Raw genomic sequence first — 21,955 nt, forward strand, 5'->3', positions numbered from 1 at the left:
TCAGATAGACGAACGCGTAGCCCCGGGTAGCTCGTCCTGCGCGTGCCTGGCCGGCAGCGGCTCGATCCGGCCGACGATCACGAGATAACTGAACGCACCCAGCACGCAGAAGCCGCCCGCGACCACGAGCGGAATCGTGAACGAGCCCTTCGTCAACGCCACCATTACGCCGGTGAACGTCGTGATGACGATGCCGGCAATGTTCGAGGCGAAGTTCTGGATCCCGCCGATCGAAGCGACGTGGCCCGGCGTGGGCGCGACATCGGCCGGCAGCGCCCAGATGCTCGCCGCGGCGAACGCGAGGCTGCCATACGAAATGCCGAAGCACGCGAGCATGAGCCAGGTGTCGGACGTGAAGGCCGAAAGCGTGATCGTAGACGAGGCCAGCATGCCGCCCACCATGCAGGTCTTGCGCGCGGCGGTCAGGCTCCAGCCGCGGCGCACGAGCGCATCCGAAGCCCAGCCGCCCAGCCAGCCGCCCGGAATCGAGATCAGCGCCGGAATCATGCCGAGCGAACCGAGCGACTTCAGCGAGAAGCCGCGCGTCTGCACGAGATAGCTCGGGAACCAGGTAATGAAGAAGTAGATGACGAAGTTCAGGCAGAAGAAGCCGAGCATCATCCCCCACAGCGTGCGGTAGCGGAACAGCGAGGCCCACGTCACGCCGCCGCGGTCGCTGCTGCTGCTGCGCTGCTGCGATTCGGGAACCGCATCCGGCTCGCCCGTCATGTCGCCGTGCGCGGGCGCGCGGTAGATCGCGAACCAGCCGATCACCCACACCACGCCCAGCAGGCCCGTGATGACGAACGCCGCGCGCCAGCCGAGCGTGCCGACGATCAGCGCGACGACGGGAATCGACAGCGCGGAGCCCACGCGCGAGCCGCTATCGAAGATGCTCGTCGCGATCGCGCGCTCCTCGCGGCGAAACCACTGGCTTACGAGTTTGGCGCACGAAGGATAGGCGCCCGCCTCGCCCATGCCGAGCAGAAGCCGGCAGCCGAACATCCCCACCACGCTCGACGCAGCGGCCGTTGCCGCCGTAAAGACCGACCACCAGCCCACCGCGAGCGGCAGCGCGATGCGCGCGCCGACGCGATCCACGAACCAGCCGAACGGCATCTGCATGAGCGCGTAGGTCCAGAAGAATCCGCTCAGCAGGAGGCCCATGTCGGCCGGGCCGATGCCGAGCGCCTTCTCGATCTGCGGCGCGGCAACGGCGAGGTTCGCCCGGTCGATGTAATTGACCGCAATGGCCAGAAAGCTCAGAAACACGACTACCCAACGCATCTTCCTCATGGAGCTGTCTCCTCTCAGGGGTATCGTTGCCGGGGCGCTGTCCTTCAGGCGAGCGCACGCGCCGCGAGCGCTCCGCGCAAGCGCGGCTGCGCAAGATTCAGGCCGAGCTCGCGCGCCAGATCGATGACGGGCGCGAAGCGCCGCGCCTTCTTTTCTTCGTGATTGCGCGCGATGTCGGCCAGCCGGTGATCGAGAAAAGGATTGCTGAAGCGCTCGCGCAATTCGTCGAGATAGGCGCGCGCCGCGTCGCCCTTGCCTAATGCGTCGAACACCGGCACGACTTCCTCGCGCCACAGCGCTTCGAGTTCGCCGCGCATCGCCGGATCGCCCATTGCGTGCAGCGTGTTCTCTTCGGCCGCTCTCCCCTCCGCCAGCCAGCGCTCAGCAAGATACGTGTGCCCGAGATTCAGCAGCAGCAGCTTGAGCCGCACATAGTGGTCGAGATCGTCGGTCACGACGATCGACTCGTGCTCGCACGGCAGCACCATGCCCGCCTGCCGCTCGACCGCCCAGAGCGCGTAGGGCTCCGCAATGGCGCCCACGGGCTGGATCGGCTCGGACACGATCCGGTCCACCAGCGAGTTCACCCACACGCAGCCGTGCTCCACGTACTCGACGAAACCCGGCGCGGCGCTCCACTCGCGCGCGAGCTGCGCGACGAGCGCGCGCAGCGTGTCGCCGTTGCGCGTCACGAGCTCGCAGGGATAGAGCGTGAGCGGCTCGGCGCCGGCGTCGTAGCGGGCCTTCAGCAACACCGCGAGCTTCGCGACGAAACCGCGCGGCACGCGCGCGTCGGGCGCGAGCAGGTCGGCAGTGTCCTCCGGATAGCAGATATAGCCCGTGTCGCCCGTGTTCGAGATCACCACGCGCGCATCGTGCGCGAAGCGCTGGCGCACGGCGGTCCAGTCGACATTCGCGTCGAGCGCTTCGGCAATCGCATCGCACTCCCGAGTTTCGTCGATCGTCGCTTCGTGCCGCACGCCGCGAATGCGCACGGGGTAGCGGCCGCGTTCGCGCAGCGCGTCGATGCGCGCACGGCTCTCGGGATTCGAGGTGGTCTGCACGACCGTGATGCGCCCGAGCGCGCGCCCCTCGCGCAGCGCTTCGAACACGAACAGGTCGGCATGCGCCTGGAGAAAGCGGCTCGTGCCGAACTGCAAAATCGGTTGGCCCATGCTGTGTTCCCTTTCAGCAGGCGACGAGCGCCTTGATCACCCCAGCCTCGGGTGCGAGCAGCCCCGGAAATGTTTCGGGCAACGTATCGAGTTCGAGCCGGTGCGTGTTCAGCACTTCGGTGGGGATCTTGCCCGCGCGCATGGCATCGAGCACGGTCTCGAAGTCGGCCGGCGTCGCATTGCGGCTCGCGAGCAGCGTCGTCTCGCGCTTGTGGAACTCCGGATCGGAGAAGCCGATGCGCGCATTGACGATCGAGATCAGCACGTATTTGCCGCCATGCGCGACGAATTCGAGGCCGCGCTCCATCGCGCCCGCGTTGCCCGTGGCGTCGAACACGACGTCGAAGTATTCGCCGTCCGTCCACTCGCCGAGCGCACGCGCGTCAGCGCACGCGCCCGTCGTATCGAGCGTCACGATGGAGTCGGCCTTGAGCGCCGCCTGGCAGACCGCCAGCCGGTCGGCGCGGCCGTCGAGCACCACGGCGCGCGCGCCGCGCAGCCTGGCGAAGATCAGAGCCGCCATGCCGATCGGCCCCGCGCCGACCACGAGCACGCGCGCGCCGGCCTGCACGTCGGCCCGCGCCACTGCATGCGCGCCGATGGCGAGAAATTCGATCATCGCGGCCTGGTCGAGCGAGACGCCATGCGCCGGGAACACGAACTCGTGCGGCACCGCGAGGTATTCGGCCATGCCGCCGTCCGCATGCACGCCCAGCACGCGAATGTTCGTGCAGCAATTGGTCTTGCCCGCACGGCAGGCAATGCAGCGTCCGCACGACAGGTAGGGCATCACGTAGACGGCATCGCCCGCCTTCACGCGCGCGCCGGCCGGCGCCGACTCGACGACGCCGGAGAGCTCGTGGCCCATCACGCGCGGATACGACAGATAGGGCTGGTTGCCCGTGAAGATGTGCAGATCGGTGCCGCAGACGCCGATACGCTTTACGCGGATCAGCACGTCGCCGGGGGCGGCCTCGGGTTTCGGCCGTTCGACGATTTCGAGCCGGCCCGGTTGTTCGCAGATGACGGTTTTCATGGAAGGGTTGGGCTGCGTGCAAAGAAACGCGCGTCCCGGAACGCGACGCGCGCCGGCCACGCATTCCAGAGTGGCCTGACCAGTTGCGAAAATACAAGCCATAATAGAATTGGTCAAGCCACCTTTACCCGGGGGTCGGGGCCGCGCCGCACGCACATGGGCCGGGCCGCGGGCGCTTCGATTTACAATCGCGGCTTTCCGCTTTGGGGCCGTGCGAGGCCCGCGGCATCACCCAACGACAGCAGCCAACGACAGGAACCCCCGTGGTCGCCAAACCCGCCGAATCCCGCCGCCTCTACCTGCAGATCGCCGACAAGCTGCGCGCGCTGATCGACGAGCCGGACTTCGCGCGCAACGGGCGTCTGCCTTCCGAACGCGCGCTGGCCGAACGGCTCGGCGTATCGCGGCCTTCGGTGCGCGAGGCGCTGGTGGTGCTGGAGCTGGAGGGGCGGGTGGAGATCCGGATGGGGTCCGGCGTTTACGTCTGCGCGGCGGGCTCGGCGGCCCCGCATGCGGCGCCGGACGAGGAAGCGCTTGGCGACAGCCTCGTCGACATCATGAACGCGCGCGCCGTGCTGGAAGGCGCGATTGCGGGAAGCATTGCGGCATTCTGCACGCCCAAAAACCTGAAAGCGCTGCGCACGATCTTCCACACGATGGAGCGCGAAGTCCACGCCGGGCACGTTCCGGAAGCGGAAGACCGCGCGTTCCATGTCGCGATCGCGCAGATGACGGGCAACGAGATCCTCGTGCAAACCGTGGAGACGCTATTCGACAAGCGCCATACCCCGCTTTCCTCGAAGCTGCGCGACCACTTCGAGAGCGAGACAACGTGGCTCGCGGCGCTTGCCGAACATCGCGACATTCTGGAAGCGCTCGAAGCGCGCGACGCGATCCAGGCGCAGGCCGCGATGCAGCGGCATCTGAAGATTTCACTCGAACGCGTGATGGCGCGGCGCGGTTGAACTAGCGGCGTGCGCGGGCGTGCCGACGCTCGCCGCAACGCCCGCGATTCAATTTACCGCTTCGGGAAGGTACTTCAGAGGATCGAGCTGCTGACCGTTGCGGCGGATCTCAAACTGCAGCATGCCGTTACCGTTTGCGTCCGCACCCATTTCCGCAATGGGTTGCCCCTGCGCGACCGTCTGGCGGCTTTTGACGAGCACACGTCCGTTGTGCGCATAGGCCGTCACGAATCCGTCGCGGTGCTGGACGATGACAAGCGGCCCATAGGCTTCCACGGCGTTGCCCGCATAGACGACGAAACCGCTCGCAACCGCCTTCACAGGCTCGCCCGCATTTCCGGCCATCAGCATCCCGCGCGTTTTCCCCTCAACGAAGGCTTGAGCGACATGGCCTTGTGCCGGCCAGATGAAATGCGTGGCTGCGTTTTCTGCCGCTCCAGCCGGAGCCGGCATTGCAGGCCGTTCGCGAGAGGGCGCGGCTTCTTTGCCGAGCACCTTGTCGACCGACTCGTCCACGATCCTGATTTCCGCCCGGCGATTCTGCGTGCGCCCTTCTGCGGTGTTGTTGTCCGCAATCGGATGATCGGAGGCGTAGCCGCGAATCGTCATGCGGGCGGCGGGAATCCCATCGCGCTCCAGTGCCGCTGCAACGACCTGGGCACGCGCTTCGGAGAGAGCCCGATTGGACTCGCGTGATCCGACATTGTCGGTGTGCCCCTCGACTACAACGGGCTTGTCGCTGCGTGCCACGATCGCGGCCGAACGAGCAATGGCGGCGCGAGTATCGGCGCGCAGATCCGAGCTGCCGAAGTCGAACAGCACGTTTTCCGGCAGACGGATCGCCACGTCATCCTGCACCTGCGTCACGTCGATATCGGCGGCCCAGTTCAAAGCCTCCTCGTGGCTACGGTCGATTCCCGCGCATGCGGCGAGTTGAACCAGTACGGCGGCGGCCAGGGCCAGCCTTGCGAAACCTTTCATGGCGTTCTGTTCCCGCGGGAGTACGGGCAAGATGGTGTCAAACACAACGGGCGTGCCAGCCGCGAATCGTAGCTGGCACGCCCGTCGACACAGAGTACGGCGAAATCAGCCCGGTGCCGGGCCGACCCGATACCGGATTTAGAAGCGGTGACGCATACCGGCGGCGACACCCACCTGATTGGGCGTCGACGAGGCCGGCAGCAGACCGGCGATGGACGTCGAGTTGTTCAGGACGTAGCCCTGGCCGTCGTTGTAGATGTCGCCCGCGGCGTGCTGGTACACACCGGCAAAATACAGGTCGGTGCGCTTGCTGAGCGAATAGTCCACGCCCAGCGTTACCGAATGCCATTCCGGACTGCTCGATTCCGTGCCCGAACCCGACGTCTTGCCCCAGGTGTACGTGTACTCGCCCACGAGTGCCAGCCCCGGCATGAGCCCGTAGGTGCCGTTCAGCTCGATGTTGTCGAAGCGCGCGTCGAGGGGAAGATTCGCACCCGCGAGATTCGTATTCTGAAGCTGGGTCTGCGTCCAGAGCACGCCGACCGTGCCCGGGCCGAACGCATAGTTCGCGCCCACGCCGTAGGTGCGCTGCAGGCTCGCACCTTGCGGAACCACGACCGCGCCACCCGTATTGGCAACGCCATTGGGGTCGTCGTTCGACTGGTCGTAAGCCGCGGCAATCGTCAGCGGACCGTTCGAATAGCCGGCGCCGACACTCCATGCGCGGCCGTTGGCGAAACCGCCGGCCTGATTGCTGAAACCGTACAGCGAGCCGAAGTGGAAGCCCGAATAGTTGATGCTCTCGTACTTGACCGCATTGGCAATGGAGTACTGGGCGCCGATGTTGTCGTTGTTCAGCGGATGCGCCGCGACGTTGACGCCACCGGCCTGGCCAGCCAGCGACAGCGGCGACAGGTAATCGACCACGGAATCGTACTGGCGGCCCAGCGTGAGCGTGCCGTAGTCCTTGCTCTGGAGACCGACGTAAGCCTGACGGTTAAAGAGCCCGTTGCCCGCAAAGCCGCCGTTCGTCAGATCGAAGCCGCTCTCCAGCCGGAAGATCGCCTTGTTGCCGCCACCCAGGTCTTCCGCGCCGCGCAAGCCGAAATACGTGTTCGACAGCGTGCTGCTGTTTTCCAGCCAATTGCTATGACCCTGCCAGTTATTGACGTACAGCAGGCCGACATCGAGCGAGCCATAGAGGGTGACGCTGCTTTGCGCATGCGCCGCAACGCTGAACGCACCCAGCACGCCGAAAGCAACCAACGTCTTCTTGAGATTCAGTTTCATCGTGTTCATTCCCGTTTTCCGGCCGGCATCCGTCTGCGGTTTGCAGATCGGCAGGGCGATTTCGCCCAGCCGGACGGGCGAGAATATAATCGCCGCCGAGGGATCCGATGGTTGCTTGCCTGCAACGCGGAAGGCGTATTCCTACAGCTATTGCGCGCGCGCAAAGTTTGCATGCCAAACGGGAACGACTGCTGCAATCCGTCGCACGCGTATCGCGTCGGACGGATTTAGACGTGTCGCTATTCAGCCGGAGCCTCGATCTCGAGATCGAGCACGATCGAGCTGACCGACTTTCCATGCGCGTCGAGCGCGAGCGAGCGCGTCACGCCGCCGCCCAACGCCTGGCCGAGCACGAAGTTGAACGCGGCGAGTCGTGGCAGCTCATAACGCACCACGTCGCCACGCACGAAATCCGCAAGCCACGCCTTGACGCACTCCGCGCTCAGCGTCTCGCGCAAATATTCGTAGTGCTTCGGATCGTGGCAGATCACCGAAACGTTGAGCGTATTGCCCTTGTCACCCGTGCGCGAATGCGCGAGTTCGCGTAGTTTCATCTCATGCCTCCACGAAAGCGAAGCCGGGCTTAACGAGGCCGCGCGGCAACAGCACCGACTGCACGGCCAGCACCTCGCGCACCGACTTCGTCACGCCGCCGCCGCCCGCGGGCCCGTTCGTATAGAGCGTTTCGACCTCGTTGCCGATGCGCAGCGCCTCCTGTGCATCGCCCGTGCGGCCTGCCACGCGCACGCGCACTTCGGCCGGTTCGCTGCGTTGCGCGGCGCCCGTTTGTCCATACAGCGAATTCAGCCCGATCAGATCGAAACGCAATTCACTCGTGGCCACGCCCGTCGCCGCCAGGCGCGCACGCACGATATCGAGTGCGAGCTGCGCCCTGGCAACGGCGCCTGGCCCGCCATACGAGATTTGTCCTTCGCCGATGAAGCCGTCGACATAGGCCACCGAAACCTTCAGCGTGTCCGTCCGTGCGCTTCCGCAGCCGCCGGTCACGCGCACGCGGTCGGCCGCTTCCTCGGCAATGGCCACCTCCGTGAAATCGGCAACGACGTCCGGCTGCAGGTAGCGGGCCGGATCGTGAATCTCGTAGATAAGCTGTTCCTTGCACGTCGCCGCGCTAACGCGCCCGCCTGCCTGCGGCAACTTCGTGATCACGACCGAGCCGTCGGCCGCGACCTCGCCGATCGGGAAGCCGAGGCGCGCGAGATCGGGCACGTCCTTGTAGCCCGGGTCGGCAAAATAGCCGCCCGTGACCTGCCCCGCGCATTCGAGCAGATGGCCGACCACGGTCGCCTGGCCGAGCGCGGCCCAGTCGTCGAAGCGCCAGCCGAACTCGTGAATGAGCGGCGCCGTGAACAGCGACGGGTCCGCCACGCGGCCCGTCAGCACGATATCGGCACCGGCGGCGAGTGCGTCGACGATCGGCGCCGCGCCAAGATACGCATTCGCCGAAACGATGCGCTCGCGGTAGCGCGCGACGTCATCGCCCGACTCCTCGAAGCGAAACGGCTCACGCAGCACGACATCGAGCACGTCGTCGCCGCTCACCGCCGCGATCTTCAGTTCTCCCAAGCCAAGCTCGCGCGCGATCTCCGCCGTCCTGCGCGCGGCTGCCTGCGGATTGGCAGCCCCCATGTTCGAGATAATGCGCACACCGTTGCGCGCGGCGCCGGGCAGCACGGCGCGCATGCGCGCCTCGAGCAGCGGATCGTAGCCGAGCCGCGGATCCTGGCGCCTTGCCTGCTGTGCAATGGCGATGGTTCGCTCCGCGAGGCACTCGAACACCAGATAATCGAGCTTGCCGTGCTCCACCAGCTCGACAGCCGGTTCGATCCGGTCTCCCGAATATCCAGCGCCGGCGCCTATCCTCACGCTCCGGGTCGGCGTCCCTTGGGTTGCATTCATTTCGACATCACCATCCGATAGAACCTGATCAGAAAATACCCAGCACGACGCAGGCGATCGTCATCACGATCGATGCGCCGAACAGCAGCGGAAACGTGAACTTCTGGTGCTCGGCCAGTTCGATGCCGCACAGGCCGACCACGAGGAACGTCGCGGGCGTGAGCGGACTCACGGGAAAGCCCGTTGTCATCTGGCCCAGCAGCGCGGCCTGGCCCACGTGCGCGGCAGGCACGCCGAATTGCCCGGCCACCTCGGCGATGACCGGCAGTACGCCGAAGTAAAACGAATCGGGATCGAACAGCATGCTGAGCGGCATGGCCAGCAGCCCCAGCACGACGGGAATGTGACTCGCGAGCGACGGCGGCACGAAGCCCACCGCCGCCTGCGCCATCGCCTTGAGCATGCCGCTGCCCTGCATGACGCCGGTGAACACGCCCGCCGCCAGCAGGATGCCGGCCATCATCAGCGCCGCGCGCGCGTGGGCGTCGATGCGCTTGCGCTGCATGTCGACGTTCGGGTAGTTCACCATCAGCGCGATGCACAGGCCCACCATGAACACGAGCGCGGGCGGAATCTTCTCGCCCATCACCACCATCGTGCCGAGCACGATCACCGTGAGCACGATGTTGAACCAGAAGTTGCGCGGGCGCCGCAGCGCCGCTTCCTCGGGGGTCAGCTCGCGCTTCGGCAAGGCGATTTCGCCACCCGCCGTGGCCGCGCCAAGACGCTTCTCCTCGCGGCGCCCAAGCCACCAGGCCGCGCCGAACACGAATACGAGGCCGATCGCCTGCACCGGAATCAGCGGATTGAACAACGCCGAAACGGGCAGATGCAGCGACGCGGAAGCGCGAATCATCGGCCCCGTCCACGGCAGGAAGTTGATGCCCGCCGCCATCGAAGCCGCCGCGGCCAGCACGCGCCGATCCATTCGCAGCCGGTCGTAGAGCGGCAGCATGGCCGGAATCGTCACGAGAAAGCACACGGCGCCCGAGCCGTCCAGGTGGATCAGGAGCGCGAGCAGCGTCGTGCCCATGACGATGCGCGTGGGACGCGTGCCCACGGCCCGCAGGATGCGGTCGATGATCGGGTCGAGCGTGCCGGCGTCCGTGATGGTGCCGAAGTACAGGATCGCAAACACGAACATGCCGACCACGGGCGCGAGACTCTTCAGCCCGTCGATCACGAACTTGCTCGTATGGAATCCGAAACCACCGATCAGCGAGGCCGCGACAGGCACGATGATGAGCGCGACGAGCGGCGACATGCGCCGCGAAAGGATGGCGCCCAGCAGGACGGCAATCGTAAGAAGCCCCAGCACAGGCAGCATGGTCGTGTCTCCGGTCTTGTCTTTTGATGAGAGCGAGGGTAAGTTCGACGCTGCAATAACGCAATTGAAATGATTTGATTGCAGCAATCAGGGAACGTTATGGATCTGAATCTGCGGGAAATTCGCGCATTCGTCACCGTGGCGACGGCCGGCAACTTCACGCGCGCCGCCGCGCAGCTGCATCTCTCGCAGCCGGCGTTGACCGTGCAGATCCGGCGCCTGGAGGAGATCGTCGGCGCGCGGCTCTTCGACCGCAACAGCCGCAGCGTGACGCTCACGCAGACGGGCCGCGAACTGCTGCCGCTGCTGCAGCGCTCGCTGGAAGACATGGAGCGCGTGCTGCGCGACGCACGCGCGCTGGGCGACGGATCGAGCGGCACGGTCCGGCTCGCATGCCTGCCCACCTTCGCGGCGAGCACGCTGCCCGACCTGATCCGCGCATTCCGGCAGCAGGTGCCGCGCTCGACGTTTCTGATCCGCGACGCGGTGGCAAGTCACGTCCTTGCACTCGTGCGCAGCGAGGAAGTGGATATCGGGCTGACCGGCAGCGATGTGTTCGACGCCTCGTTCGAAGTGCTCTATAGCGGCTCCGACCGGCTGGTGGCGGTCTGCCCGAAAACGCATGCGCTGGCCCGCAAGCGGCGCATCGGCGTGGCGGATCTCGCGCGCTCGCCGCTCGTGCTGACCGCGCCGGGCACGAGCGTGCGCAGCGTGGTGGATGCGGCGCTCAAGGCGAGCGGCGCGACGCCCGATATCGCCTGCGAGCCCACCTATATGATGACGGCCGTGGCCATGGTGCGCGGCGGCCTGGGCCTCACGATCCTGCCGCAAAGCGCGCGCGAGGTGCTGGCAGAACCCGAACTGATCGCGAGGCCGATCGACGATCCGGCCTTCGTGCGCGCCACGGCGCTCGTGAAAAAGCGCGGGCGTACGCTGCCGGGCGTAACCGATGCGTTCGTCAGGCTCATGCTGAGCCGGCTGGGCCAGAAGAACGGCCCTACCCCTGCCGGCAGGCGCCAGTCGCCGCGGGCTTCATAGATCCAGCACGAGCCGGCTGCCGCTTCTCGCCCCGGAGACGCAGATCATCATGGACTTTCCGGCCGACCGCTCGGCCTCGCTCAGCACGCTGTCGCGATGCTCGGGCGTGCCTTCGAGCACCGCCGTTTCGCAGGCCCCGCAAATCCCCTCGCCGCAGCTATAGTCGCACGCCATCCCCGCCGCGAGCAGCGTGTCGAGCAGGCGCGCCCCGGCCGGCACGTCGATCGTCCGGCCGCTGCGCTGGAGGTGCACGACGTAAGCGCCGGCCGGAGCCGCGAGCGCGGCCGGATCGGCCGCAAAACGTTCGAGGTGCACGTTGAGGATGCCGGCACACGCGCAGGCCGCCTCGTACGCAGCCAGCATGGGCAGCGGCCCGCAGCAATAGGCGTGGACATCCTGGCTCTGCGCAGCCAGAAAAGCCGCCAGATCGAACGCCTGACCGTCGTGCTCGTCGTCGAACCACAGCGCAACATCGCCGCCGAGCGCCGCGAATGCATCGAGAAAGGCCGCCTGCGTGCGGCTGCGCGCGCAATAGACCACGCGCGCCGCCCTGCCCAGTTCGCGCAGGCGCCGGTACAGGCAAAGAATCGGCGTCACGCCGATGCCGCCCGCAATCAGCACGCTTTCCGCGGCGCTCTCGTCGAGCGCGAAATGGTTGCGCGGCGCGCCGATCGTCAATACGGCGCCGCAGCGCAGACTCTCGTGCACGAAGCGCGATCCCCCGCGGCTCTTCGGATCGAGCAGCACACCCAGTACGTAGCGGTCCGTTTCATCGGGCGAATTGACGAGCGAGTAGCTGCGCGTCGCGCCGTTCGGCAGGTGCAGATCGATATGGGAACCTGCCGTGAAGGCCGGAAAGCGGTGGCCGGCTTCGGGCACGAGCTCGATGCTCAGCACACCAGCGGCTTCGTAGCGCAGCGTTCGCACGCGTGCCTGCAACAAGGGGGAATACGTCATCGTTTTCAATCCATAAAACAGAATTCATACCGCGCACGGGGAGTCAGAACTTATGGATGATCGCGATACGAGCGGCCGCTTGTTCATGATTCGACGAAGGCGTGTACCAGTAGAAGTCCTGTCCCTGCTGGGCGACCGCATCGCCCGAAGCGACCTGGTACGACACCGCCGCGTAGAAGCTCGTGCGCTTCGAGAGGAAGTAATAGGCTCCCACCGTCGGCTGGTTCCAGTGGACGTGGTCGGTCCGCTCGTACTCGTAGGCGGCAATGCCCTGCAGGAACGGCGTGACCTGCCAGATCACCCCGCCTTCGTAGATCCAGACCGTCTGCGACTGGCCGTAACCCTTGAACGTCGTGGCCGTAATGTTGCCTGCCGCCGTCAGGTTGCCGAAGCTATACGACGCCCCGAACTCCGCCGACGACTGCCGGTCGATTGCGAAGTTGCCGCCGGGGTAGGCATCCGCGCCGTTCGAGGTCGTTGCCTGGCCGAGGAACGACGATACGCCCAATTGCCCATAAGGGTCGAAGAACGCAGGATTCCTCACGCTCGTATAGACGGCGGCGAGCTGCAGCTTGCCGCCGTCGTAGCGCAGCCCCGTGCTGAACGCGCTGTCCCTGGCCAGGCTGCCCGGTACGTTGCCGAAGGCATACATGAGCCCCAGCTGGACCCCGTCGTAGACCGGTGTCGTGTATTTGACCGCATTATTCAGTCGGTCGCCGCCCTGCCGGTCCACGTCGCCGATATGGCCGCCGGTCGCCAGCGCATAGCCCGCCGGGCTGAAGTAGCCAAGCGTCATGAAGTCCCACGCGAAGTCGTACTGGCGACCGAGCGTGACGGTGCCGTATGGTGTCGACAGACCCACCCAGGCCTGCCGCCCGAACAGCGCGCTGCCGATGCCCGGAACGTAGGAGCCCGTATTGATATCGAGGTCGCTTTCGAGGTCGAAAATCGCGCTATAGCCGTCGCCGAGCACCTCCGTGCCGCGCAGGCCCCAACGGCTGCCGAAGTTCACGCCCGACATGGCGCCAATGAAACGATTGCCGCCCTCGTTGCTGACGTAGGTTATGCCCTCATCCAGCAGGCCATACAGCGTAATCGAGCTCTGTGCGTAGCCTGGCGCGCACAGACAGGCCATCGCCGCTGCGGCGATGAATTTCAAGTTGGTCTTCATGAGAGTGATTGTGTAGAGAGGGACAGTTACGTGCGGACCTTATAGCGATGGCATCCAGAGACTCCGCATATTATTTGTAGCACTACGAATTATTAATAGTAGATAGATCTGTGTTCGCCTCCCCCCTGTTCATGCCGTCGCTACATCAAAAGTGGTCAACGGGCGGCCTTCCGTGAGCCGCGTGGTGCGCCCTCACGAAAAGCCGGTGCGCTGGACTACGCAGCTAGTCGGATTCCGCAATGACCTCGGGAACCGCGCCATGCACCACGAACGACGCGGCACCCTGCGTCTTCTGGCCGATCGCCGCCTCGTAGGCTAACGTCACCTCCCGGGGCTGGCCGGCCTGGCCGATAAAGTCGCGCAGATAAGGCCCGAGTAGCGGATGCCTGTGCTGCTCCTCGCGCGGCAGGCCGTTGATGAGTTCGTCGCGGCAGGCGGAAGGCAGCGCAATGTTCCGGTTGATTGCGCTATCGGTGATCAGCCCCTTCGGCTGCTTGCCGGCGGCCACCGCGTCGAGTTCGTCGAAGAAGCGCTTGCGCAGCATCACGATGCCGCGGTCGCTCGCGCCGAGCGTCTCCTTCGTGCGGTCCGTAATGCGGCCTTGCCCCACCCAGGCCGCGAAGTCCTGGTTCGCCACGTGCGTCTTGATCCATTCGCCGTTTTCGTCGTAGAGCGGCCCGTACCATGACGGGATGCGCTCCTGTACGTAGGGCTCCTGCTCTTTCGGCACCCGGCTGAAAACCCACAGCACGCTGAGCGTATTTTCGTCGTCGATCGGCACGCGCCATTCGAAGTGGTGGCCGAGATAGAACGCGTTCGGCCACAGGGTCACGCGGCCGATCGTCCACATCGGATTCTGCTCGGTTTCGGCCGCCCGCAAACGCTTGTAGACGAACCCGTATTCGAATTCCTCATACTGCGTTTTCAGATGCGTGGGCACATACTCCGCCTCGCTATCCTGCAGGCGGGCGGTCCAGTTGTTGTGCGTCCATTCGAAGTGAATCGGATCGATGGAGTTTTCCTGGCACTGGAACCAGTTGCACGGCAGTTCCGCGAAAACGGCCTGCGCAAAGCCGTCTTTGTAGTTGAAGAGATCCCAGTCCGGCAGTTCCGGCGCGGGCGCAGGCCCCATGTAGGCCCATAGCATGCCGGCCTTCTCGCGCACTTCATAGGCGGCGACCTTCGTCTTCTTGCGCAGGCGCGCCTCGGGATCGACGATTTCCTCGAAGGGCTGATGCACGCATTGCCCGCCGGCCTCGAACTGCCAGCCGTGGTAGGCGCAGCGCAGCCCCTCGCGCTCGACGAAGCCGAATGCCAGGTCCGCGTTCCGATGCGGACAATAACGTTGCACGAGCCCGTAGCGACCGGACAGATCCTTGAACAAGACGAGATCTTCGCCGAACAAACGTATCGGGCGCACCGCCTTGTCGTCGAATTCCGTTGCTCCCGCAACGGGGTGCCAATAGCGGCGGAGGTATTCACCCATCGGCGTTCCTGGACCAACCTGGGTCAATAGCCTGTTTTTTTCCGCGCTCAACATGACTGCTCTCCTCCTGATGCCATACGGGAACGCAGGTTCGCGCCTCGCGCCGACGCTTTCGTCTGACGCATGCGCGTAGCCTGCCTGAATCGGATACTGCTTCAGATACCGCGCGTGCAGGCCGGTAATGCGATTCTTTGTCGCCAGTATGTTTGGAGCAACACCCGGAGGTATCAAACAGGTAGCTGTTCGTCCCGGGTTTCAGGAACGGCCGTTGAGGGATGAGCTTGCCGATACGCTTAACCTCATACACCGCCTTCGCGACGATCAGCGGGCCCGTTGCGCCTGCCGGACGCCGCGCGTTCAAGACAGGTCAACCCTCGGGCGAAAGAAAATACACCGGTCGCAAGGGCATACGACGGCGCGCTTCGTCACTTAGATTCCTGTAGTGAGCAATCCAGAGATCGTAGAGTCGTCTGATATCAATCAACGTCAGCCGACGCCGCTCCTGATTCCTGGCCGCCTCATATGCGTCGCGTGTGAAACCACCCAAGGCAACGAAAAGGCCGACGTCATCCTCGCCTAGCACTGCGAGGAAGGAACGCACGCCATCGATATTCACCGACTGCACCTGACGCTTGACCTGGACCTTGATTCGAGGAGGTTTTGTGCCGAGAGGGTCTGGCCATGCCAATATGTCCAGCCCTCCATCCTTGCCTGGCGGCGCGACCCAGTCGACGTAATAGCCCATCGCTCGTAACAAATCCGCGAACAGGGACTGGAAATCGTAGGGATTCATCTGGTGCAGGTACTGAGAAATCTCCTCCCAGGCCTGCTCTTCAGCCTCTTCAAGCGTGATACTGGCTGCCTTGCCGCTACTGTCATCGGACTCTTCTGGTGCGGCAGGCTCAGCATCCGGCTGGCTGGCCCGCCACTCTCGATAGAGCTTGATCGCCTGCTTGTAGAATGCCTCCGGGTCCGGCATCTCCCCGTAGACTTTCTTCCCTTCTTCGGTAACCAGCCATGTCCCCCTGTCCTTGACGAGCCAGCCGGCTTTCACGCAATCGACCGTCGCAAATCGCACGATCTTGTCGAAGCGCCGTCCGCCGGACTCGTATTCGCTTTTCTCAAAATTTGACAAAGTCACCCTGCTTTCAAGCTGCTGCAAGGCGACGCGTGCCGGTAAGCCATCGGGTGATGAAATCAGCAGATCAAATAATGCGCGCAGCAGTTGGCCAGTCCTTCGCCGGGTAATTTCCGCCATTCAAATCCTTTTTCCGATAGTTAAAGCATTCAGTCATAAAACCACGCTCGGCGCTCAAGCAGCGCCCGGCCACCCCCTCGCCCATCGTACTCGCTGGCCAGCGCCTGCATACGGGCGATGTGGCGTTTGCGGGCGAGGGGCGCGGAAGAGTCCGGCATCGGTTCACGCCTCGCAGTACGAACGTGTCTGCGACGCGACAAGCCGGGGCAAAGGACTGCAGCGACACTGGCACAGATCATCGCTGAGCGCCTGCTGCCGCCCGGCTGGGCCTGTGGATGACACGCGTGGCCCGACGCAGGCAATACGGCCGTTCGTCTGGCAATGGAAACACCAGACAAGATCGTTCTCGTCGAAGCGTTCGGAGGGGTTGCCCTTCGCCTCGACGGGGTGCAGGAAGGCGACCGGCGCCGCCCACCCCAGCGAGGTGGCGATACCCGAGAGCGTGCGCGGCAATTCGGTATCCATATCGTCTGCACACGCGACGTGCACCACGCCATCGACCGGGCGGCGACGCAGCCTGCGGATCTGGCCGAGCCACTTCGCCGCCTCGATGCCGTCCGGGCTGGCGTGCACGAGAACCGTTTCGCCCACGTGCATGACGCCCGCCTGCTTGAGCCCCGGCGCGACCTGGTCGACACATTCATCCGTGCCGTTCAGCAACAGCCAGCGCAGGCGGCGTTGCCAGCGCCAGCCGTGCGAAACGCGTAGCTCCTCGTACACGTGCTGCAGTCGCACATCGCGTTTGAGCGGCTTCGACGCCTTCGTGCTGCCGCCGCTTTCAGAGCGGAACAGCCTGGCAGCCCCGCCGTATGCGCCCGTCGATACCGCAAACAGATGGGCGATCACGACGACAACCAGCACGATCGGGATACCGATCAATAGCCGCGTGCGAGGTGCGCCATCCGCGATGCCAGGACGGTCATTCCCGAACCAGACCAGCAGGAGTGCGGCGATGGCGAGGACGAGCGCTGCGAGAGGCATGCCCCAGATCGCCGCACGGCTCGGAGCCGGTTTGCTGGCGACGGCTTCGGGCTGCATGTTCTGCAGGTTATTTTTGGGAGTCGTCATGCGTGGAAGCGTTGGTTTGTACTGCGGGTATGACGTGGAGGATGGCTGACTGCAGGCCATCGACAACCAGTTGCGGGCCGTCCTTGGCGCCGGCCTCCATGGCTGCGGCAATCGCCAGCAGGCCGTTTGCCGCGCCCACATTGCCGACAATACGATCGAGCCGGTGCTGTGCGGCGTCCTTCGATGCGACCTGAAAACCCGCGGCAGCGAGGGCGCGGTCGCTATGCTCAACCGGGCGCGTGATCCACGCACGCGTCACCGCTGCGGCCCTGGCCTTGCCCCAGATCGCGGCATTCGCAAATCCGTATTCGGCTTCACCGTCGAGCCCCTGGACGGGCCGGTGCAGCGCAGCCTTGTGGCGGACTTCCGGCGGGAGCCTGAAATAACCGGGATCGAGCAGCACGGCGGCACAACCTTCGGCACAGCCTTCGTCAATGGCATCGTCGTACCATGCTGCGGCGACTGCGAGAAGCGGACGGTGATCGCGGGCGTCGAGCCACCCATCGGCGACCAGCAGCCCCTCGGTCGCGGGGACGGCCTGGACCTCAAGTGGCGGCAGCGCAGCCAGCCGCAACGCCTCCCGAACATGAGCCACGTACAGGTCCGCAGTCTCCGGCGCAGCCAGCACGCGTACCTGCGGCCAGTACGGCTTTTCGTATCGGGTCGCCTCGTCGCCCTTCCGGGCGAGAGGGCGGCCCATCACCTCAAACCACGGCGAGCCGCCTGTGACTTCGCCGCCGTGTTCGAGTTTGTCGCCTTTACGGATAGGAGATTGCATATGTTAATGAAAACCCCTTAGCAACTTCAGCACATATCGATAAAAATGCGCCGTATATTCTTCAAATCGAACGAACCCAAACAGAAGGTTTCGCCACATCACCAAATGCATTCAGAGCCACTTTTCCCTAACGCCTCTGGATCAAAAGTAAACGGAATTTTCTTACGAGTCTCGTAATTCTTGTAAGCCATAGAATATATATTCGCACCTTGACTCATCATTTCATACTCCCCCGTGATTTTTCCGCCGTAAACTTCATACCACGTAGTCGTCACCTGATCCGGACGTCCCGGATTGATCTCTTCTGACTCTTCATTCTTTGATACTAACGTTATTGCCGATTTCACACCGCGATACTTCACAAATGCTCCAGACCACTTTACAGCATCATCGTAAAAAACATAAAGGCCAAAATTCTTTGATCCCGCTCCATTCGAATCGAAGCAATATACTTCCTCTGAAATTTCGCAGTGCGCAACTGCTGGCAATAATACGAAAGCGGCAGCAAATAGTTGACTAAGAATTTTCTTCATTAGGAAATCTGCCGTTCAATAGATACATTGATGGTATGAGTCGTTTTATAGAATTTCTTTTTTGGGTGCTGATGCGGTGGATGGCCCTCCATAACGGGAACACCCTGCGCATTCAGAACCGGTTCTTTTTGGGAGTTTCTCCGCCAGTCAAAAGTTATGGCCACCTGTTCACTTTTAAAAATCTCATCAGTAAGAATGTTTCGCAAATAGACAACCAATTGAAGACGAACCTCCAATCCATTAAGATTCTCAATGGCCACGTAGCCGTTAACATCTTTACTTGCCCTGATCGCATCGTCCTGCGTAACGCCAGCATCCACGTGCGATAGCATTCCACTTCGCTTCACAACATAAAAACAAGCACTATCGACACAGTTATCAGTATTTTGCGCCCCACTATTATCTTTGGCGATCAAAACATCTGGATCCCATCCAAGCGCATGGAATTTCTCGGGCACAACTCCAGAGTGAAATTTTCGAAAATTCCCATAAGGTTCGTAATTTTCGAGGTGCGTTAGCTGAATAAGCCCCCGCCCATAATAGGGACTATAAGATTTTTGTTCACCACCTATCTCCTTGACCAAGCTCATTCTCCCAGTCTCAGGAATAACGTGCGACAAAAAGTGCAATAAGCGAATCGAGTTAATCCCATACTTTCTCGTCCCAATATTGAACGATTTATTCCATTTCTCCGCATGTGAAAGCGCGCTATTCCACGCCAATTTTGATGGTCGAAATTGAGTCAACTCTAGCTGCAGCAGGCTACGCGGAAAGCACTCTGCCATTTCCTGAGCATTAAGCCACGCACACTTCCTAAAGTGGCGAATAAACGCCAGCGGATGGAAAAACCATAGCTCCTGCCCGGCAAGCGACGTCTTGTCCAGAAACTGGAACTTGCTCAGGAAATCGGTGAACCTGGTGTATCCATCAGGGTTGGTATCTTTCTGCTTGCCAAAGAAGCCATACGGGTCGTTCAGGTCCTTGTAGCGTTCCTCGTTGTTGGACGGATCCCACTCGCTACGCGCCTTGAACACCATCCCCCGGAGCTTTTCGTCCACGCCATCCGTGTTCTGCACGTAGCTGGCAAGCTGCAGGTTGACCTCATCGTTGTTGTTCGGATCGGCTTCGAGCGGTTGCGCCGACGGCAGCGAATCCTGAATGCCGGTCAACCCGCAAAGCGTGGCGTAATCACATCGTCCAGCGTCGTTGAACGGCGTGTTGTCGCCATCGACTTTTTGCCACCCCGTGAAGAAAGGGAAATCCGCGTCGGACAGCTTCTTGATGGCATCCGGCGCAATGTTGACATAGCCCAGCGTGCCGTTCTCGTCGAGCGGCACTGCGATCCAGGTGGCACAGGCCGCCCCGGTCAGAGTCGGATGGTCCGAGAGAATGCGCCCGAACCGCAGCATTTCATAACCATCACTCGGACAACCCGGATAGAGGGCCATCGCGCGTTCATACAGGTCATATTCGTAGTGCTTTTGGGCGTTGTCATAAGGGTCCGCAATGGGGGCGGGCGTGAGCAAGATCACGTTGCCACTGCCACCCTTATCGATCCACGCGCGCGTAAAGCGCTGCCCCCTGTTGAACCATGCCTCGACATAGAGCGTATCGCCTGCGCCAAGTGAGCCGCCCGGCACACGGGGAAACCAGGTCTCATCCATGCCGGCAGGCTGCGGATAGAACTCTTGCGGGCCGGAAATGACGAAATAGCTGTGCCCCCAGTAGTTGCCCGTGGTCGGCTGAGCTGGTGTTTTCACCCCGATCTGTACCTTGTCGAACCAGGCCGTAAAATCGCCGTCCGCCATGAAGATTTCGAAGTGCAGGTGCGCCACGCCCTGATGTTGGCCGATATAGCCAAGTACGTCCTTGCGGTATACCTTCTTCGTCCCCCCCGGCTGGACCACACCATCCTTGCCCCCCGCCGTATCGAGCAGCCATTTGGGCAGTGCATTCGGCGAGCCAGCCTCCGGCGGATCGTTAGGTTGCGGGACGATGTGCTCCTGGCTGGTCATGTCCAGCAGGTGCATGTAGAGCGAGTAATACGTGATCGTGCGTCCGTCGCCCGTGTCGGTCTTGTGCCGCAGCAGTACGAAGCCGGCGTTCGAGTTCAGCACCGGCTGCCCGGTCGTCGAATCAGTCGTGCCGTCCGGGATGGCACTCTTGCAGACCCGGTACGCGACGACTTCGCCGTCGGCGATCGCGCGGACAGGTTCCGTCTGCTCACCCGGGTTCAGATGGATGGCGCAATGAGAACGCCGGTCGAAGGTGACCGGCCAAGCCCCGTGATGGCCAATCTCGCACTGGTCGATCAGGTCCATCATGGGGTCCGGCTTCGACGCGTCGCTGGCCGTCAGGCCCGACGCCGGAAGAAAGGGTGGGCTGATGATCATGGCTTCAGTGGGATGACGAATACGGGTCGGAAATCTTCAGGCTGCTGTTCGGCAGCAGGGGCAACTGGGTCGGGACGTTGTCCGGCCCAACGAAGGTAAACGAGGCGGCCTTGATGGTGTAGGCGCCCGGACAATGGAAGGTGACGTTGCCACCCTCCAGGACGACCGAGGCCCCGCCGCAGTTCAGCGTGAGCCTCGACTTCGCCGACACCTGGACGTCCGCGCTCTGGCTGGCGACGCGGATCTGCTTCTGCGCGAACAGGTCCATGCCATCGGTGAGCGCCGAGGCCGTCAACCTCCCCTTCGCGGCGACAAGATTGATGCCGAGCTTGTGCGCGCACAACAAGATCAGCTCGCCCGCCGCCATGCGCAGACGTTTTGCAATGCTGACGTCCATGTCCCGGGCGGTCTCGATCAGGTTCTCGCCCGCCGAGTGCTGGATCGACTTCTGCGTCACGAACGCCATGCCGCCGGGGGCGCTCGCGAGCAGCCCCGCGTCGCGAAGCTGGTTCAGGCCGTCGAGCAGCGCCGACTGCGTCGCCCGGTCGGCAGGATCGGCCCCGGCCTGCGACGTCGCCGCCGCGAGGTCCGTGACGCGCTGCAGCGCCGCCTTCAGCAGCGCGAGCGCGGCAGGCATGTCCAGATGCTTCGTGTCGGCTCCGGCCGCCGCGTCCGCCGAGAAGAACAGCCCCTTCGCCGCACGCACCGCGCCCCACCCCTGGGTCGTCGCCTCGAACCCGTTCCCGCGAGGCAGCTTTCTGCTGTCAAGCAGGTAGCCCTGGTTAAACACCGACTGGCTGTACACGGTCGCAATACGTGCGCTCTCCTTGCCCCGCAGGTCGTTGAACACGACCTCGGCACCGAGCAGCGGCGAGCGCCAGATGGCGTAGCTGTACAGCGCATCCGTACCCCGGACCGGATCGCGGTGGTTGACGTCGTGCAGCGCGCCGCCGATGTGGAGACGATCGACGTCCCCGTGCGCGGCCTCCAGCAGCACCTCGGTTCCTGGCAGCAGCGGCGCGTGCAGGCCGCCCTGATCCGATGACGACACGCGCAGCAGCCGCAGTTTCAGCAGTTGCCGGTCGGTATTGCCCGTGCCCTGCAGGAACTTCGGGAGAACGGGATAACGCCCGAATTCATCCATACACCCGTAAGGTGTCGAATCGGAGGTTGTGACAACCCCAGCGACGGGGCCCGTCAGAAAACGCCAATCCCGCTCGTAGGCAAATTTCGGGCGGTACGTCAGATGCGCAGGCATCGCCTTGAAGCGGGTATGGGCCGGT

Annotated in this window: 19 protein-coding genes; 2 read left to right on the plus strand and 17 right to left on the minus strand. The window is 63.5% G+C overall.

What is annotated here, in order from left to right; translation table 11 throughout:
- Genes BAC01S_RS27135 through BAC01S_RS27145 form a run of 3 tightly spaced genes read right to left on the minus strand, consistent with a single transcriptional unit; the run spans position 1 to position 3,507 of the window.
- Positions 1 to 1,296, minus strand: coding sequence for an MFS transporter (locus BAC01S_RS27135; protein WP_027797583.1), 1,296 nt, complete (start codon positions 1,294 to 1,296; stop codon positions 1 to 3).
- 44 nt (positions 1,297 to 1,340) lie between these two features.
- On the minus strand, positions 1,341 to 2,471 hold the full coding sequence (locus BAC01S_RS27140) for a mannitol dehydrogenase family protein (protein ID WP_027797584.1): 1,131 nt from the start codon (positions 2,469 to 2,471) through the stop codon (positions 1,341 to 1,343).
- 13 nt (positions 2,472 to 2,484) lie between these two features.
- The gene (locus BAC01S_RS27145; protein ID WP_027797585.1) at positions 2,485 to 3,507 is read right to left on the minus strand and encodes a zinc-binding alcohol dehydrogenase family protein; all 1,023 of its coding nucleotides are present in this window, start codon (positions 3,505 to 3,507) and stop codon (positions 2,485 to 2,487) included.
- A 263-nt stretch (positions 3,508 to 3,770) separates the two neighbouring features.
- Between BAC01S_RS27145 and BAC01S_RS27150 the strand changes: the two genes are divergently transcribed.
- Positions 3,771 to 4,472: a FadR/GntR family transcriptional regulator gene (locus BAC01S_RS27150; protein WP_027797586.1), complete on the plus strand. Its 702-nt coding sequence runs from the start codon at positions 3,771 to 3,773 to the stop codon at positions 4,470 to 4,472.
- 48 nt (positions 4,473 to 4,520) lie between these two features.
- Here BAC01S_RS27150 and BAC01S_RS35720 read toward each other — a convergent pair whose 3' ends face one another.
- The 5 genes from BAC01S_RS35720 to BAC01S_RS27180 form a co-directional block, all read right to left on the minus strand.
- Entirely contained in the window at positions 4,521 to 5,453 is a 933-nt protein-coding gene (locus BAC01S_RS35720; RefSeq protein WP_245616699.1) for a peptidoglycan DD-metalloendopeptidase family protein, read from the minus strand.
- A gap of 138 nt (positions 5,454 to 5,591) precedes the next feature.
- Complete coding sequence (locus BAC01S_RS27165; RefSeq protein ID WP_407667964.1) at positions 5,592 to 6,752, minus strand: porin; 1,161 nt, start codon at positions 6,750 to 6,752, stop codon at positions 5,592 to 5,594.
- A gap of 230 nt (positions 6,753 to 6,982) precedes the next feature.
- Complete coding sequence (locus tag BAC01S_RS27170; RefSeq protein WP_027797588.1) at positions 6,983 to 7,297, minus strand: AtuA-related protein; 315 nt, start codon at positions 7,295 to 7,297, stop codon at positions 6,983 to 6,985.
- Position 7,298: 1 nt separating this feature from the next.
- Positions 7,299 to 8,663, minus strand: a complete 1,365-nt coding sequence (locus tag BAC01S_RS27175) for an acyclic terpene utilization AtuA family protein (protein WP_027797589.1) — start codon at positions 8,661 to 8,663, stop codon at positions 7,299 to 7,301.
- Between the two features lie 28 nt (positions 8,664 to 8,691).
- Complete coding sequence (locus BAC01S_RS27180) at positions 8,692 to 9,990, minus strand: CitMHS family transporter (protein ID WP_027797590.1); 1,299 nt, start codon at positions 9,988 to 9,990, stop codon at positions 8,692 to 8,694.
- A gap of 99 nt (positions 9,991 to 10,089) precedes the next feature.
- Here BAC01S_RS27180 and BAC01S_RS32800 point away from each other — a divergent pair, with 99 nt between their 5' ends.
- Positions 10,090 to 11,028: a LysR family transcriptional regulator gene (locus tag BAC01S_RS32800; protein WP_043203849.1), complete on the plus strand. Its 939-nt coding sequence runs from the start codon at positions 10,090 to 10,092 to the stop codon at positions 11,026 to 11,028.
- Here the strand turns inward: BAC01S_RS32800 and BAC01S_RS27190 are convergent.
- From BAC01S_RS27190 to BAC01S_RS27230, 9 genes are all read right to left on the minus strand, one after another.
- Positions 11,023 to 11,985 (minus strand): PDR/VanB family oxidoreductase, encoded by a 963-nt coding sequence (locus BAC01S_RS27190; RefSeq protein ID WP_027797591.1) that lies wholly within the window; start codon positions 11,983 to 11,985, stop codon positions 11,023 to 11,025. The genes BAC01S_RS32800 and BAC01S_RS27190 overlap by 6 nt on opposite strands.
- 43 nt (positions 11,986 to 12,028) lie before the next feature.
- Positions 12,029 to 13,156, minus strand: a complete 1,128-nt coding sequence (locus BAC01S_RS27195) for a porin (RefSeq protein ID WP_027797592.1) — start codon at positions 13,154 to 13,156, stop codon at positions 12,029 to 12,031.
- A 223-nt stretch (positions 13,157 to 13,379) separates the two neighbouring features.
- Positions 13,380 to 14,642, minus strand: coding sequence for an aromatic ring-hydroxylating dioxygenase subunit alpha (locus BAC01S_RS27200; RefSeq protein ID WP_245616700.1), 1,263 nt, complete (start codon positions 14,640 to 14,642; stop codon positions 13,380 to 13,382).
- A gap of 367 nt (positions 14,643 to 15,009) precedes the next feature.
- Positions 15,010 to 15,900, minus strand: coding sequence for a restriction endonuclease (locus tag BAC01S_RS27205; protein WP_027797594.1), 891 nt, complete (start codon positions 15,898 to 15,900; stop codon positions 15,010 to 15,012).
- 162 nt (positions 15,901 to 16,062) lie between these two features.
- Complete coding sequence (locus BAC01S_RS27210) at positions 16,063 to 16,938, minus strand: PAAR domain-containing protein (RefSeq protein ID WP_027797595.1); 876 nt, start codon at positions 16,936 to 16,938, stop codon at positions 16,063 to 16,065.
- Positions 16,939 to 16,948: 10 nt separating this feature from the next.
- Positions 16,949 to 17,746 (minus strand): PAAR domain-containing protein, encoded by a 798-nt coding sequence (locus BAC01S_RS35955; RefSeq protein WP_084168902.1) that lies wholly within the window; start codon positions 17,744 to 17,746, stop codon positions 16,949 to 16,951.
- A gap of 98 nt (positions 17,747 to 17,844) precedes the next feature.
- Positions 17,845 to 18,279: a hypothetical protein gene (locus tag BAC01S_RS34915; protein ID WP_156954555.1), complete on the minus strand. Its 435-nt coding sequence runs from the start codon at positions 18,277 to 18,279 to the stop codon at positions 17,845 to 17,847.
- Positions 18,279 to 20,672, minus strand: coding sequence for a hypothetical protein (locus BAC01S_RS27225; RefSeq protein WP_027797596.1), 2,394 nt, complete (start codon positions 20,670 to 20,672; stop codon positions 18,279 to 18,281). The genes BAC01S_RS34915 and BAC01S_RS27225 overlap by 1 nt, the downstream gene beginning before the upstream one ends.
- Before the next feature lie 4 nt (positions 20,673 to 20,676).
- The coding region (locus BAC01S_RS27230; protein ID WP_027797597.1) for a type VI secretion system tip protein VgrG at positions 20,677 to 21,955 on the minus strand (1,279 nt) is incomplete at its 5' end.

Source organism: Paraburkholderia acidipaludis NBRC 101816 (genome assembly GCF_000684975.1).
GTDB classification, from domain to species: Bacteria; Pseudomonadota; Gammaproteobacteria; order Burkholderiales; family Burkholderiaceae; genus Paraburkholderia; species Paraburkholderia acidipaludis.